This is a genomic window from Streptomyces polyasparticus (genome assembly GCF_014493765.1).
Classification (GTDB): Bacteria; Actinomycetota; Actinomycetes; order Streptomycetales; family Streptomycetaceae; genus Streptomyces; species Streptomyces polyasparticus.
In genome coordinates this window covers 1-1183 of sequence record NZ_JACTVJ010000106.1, presented here as the reverse complement: position 1 = coordinate 1183, position 1183 = coordinate 1, and the positions used below count along the sequence as shown (strand labels likewise).

General features: G+C 40.2%; 1 protein-coding gene. It reads left to right on the top strand.

The features are described 5' to 3' along the window. A partial coding sequence (locus H9Y04_RS49070) for a globin domain-containing protein (protein WP_214662302.1) occupies positions 1 to 1177 on the top strand: 1177 nt, incomplete at its 5' end. Positions 1178 to 1183 lie beyond the last annotated feature (6 nt).

Below are 1183 nucleotides of genomic sequence, written 5' to 3'. Positions count from 1 at the left end.
AAAGGCTGCAAATCAAGTGTACACCATTCAACAGCTTAGTCCAGAACAAGTTAACATTGTCAAGGCTTCAGTTCCAATATTGAAAGCTCTGGGTCAGGAACTCACCAAGAACTTTTATCAGAAAATGCTCTCCAGTTATCCTGAAGTAAAGCCGTTTTTCAATGAATCTGATCAAAAACTGTTACGTCAACCCAAAATTCTTGCATTTGCATTGTTGAAATATGCCGAAAATATTGAAAATTTGGAACCCTTGACTGGGTTTGTTCAGCAAATTGTCACGAAACATGTGGGACTCCAGGTCAAACCAGAACACTATCCAATTGTTGGAACTTGTCTTCTCAACACCATGGAAAATATGTTGGGAGAATTAGCGACACCTGAATTTCTTCAAGCATGGGCAACTGCCTATGGAAACTTGGCTCGGTTGTTGATCAACGCCGAGGATACTTGTTACCAGAAACAACCTTGGAACGGGTTCAAGGAATTCACCATTGAAAAAATACAAAATGAAGCAAGCGATGTGAAATCAGTCTATTTTTCACCAACCGATAAAAGTGCAATTGCAACTCCTCAGAGAGGTCAGTATGTCTGTATTCGTTGGAAACTTCCAGGGCTGGAGTTTGAAAAGAGTAGAGAGTATTCTCTTTCTGAATTTCCAACAGAAAACCATTATCGAATTTCCGTCCGCAAGCTTGAAGGTGGACAGATTTCCAGCCATATTCATGAACAACTTAAAGTCGGTGACAAAATCAGAGTAGCTTCACCAGGTGGTAGCTTTACTTATCATGAAAATGACCCAAGTGTGGAAATGTTGGTTTACGTTGGAGGCATTGGAATTACACCACTTGTCAGTATTATTGAGCAAGCTCTTTCCAAGGGTCGCAAAGTGAAAATGTACAATTCAAATAGGTCTGAGAGTCATCGTCCGTTTGGAGAATGGCTCTCTCAATTGGCTGCAAAATACCCAAATTTTACGGTTACTGATTTTTACTCAGATGCTGAAAATTCCAATCGTCTTCAAAGCAGTGACTTTGATTTCATCGTACCAAACCAAAAATACGATGTCTACCTTCTCGGACCAAGCGGCTACATGCATTTTGTCAATGACGAACTCGCAAAAAGAGGAAGTGTAAATTTCAACATCTACTCAGAAACCTTCGGGCCAACCGAAGTATGATGTAAA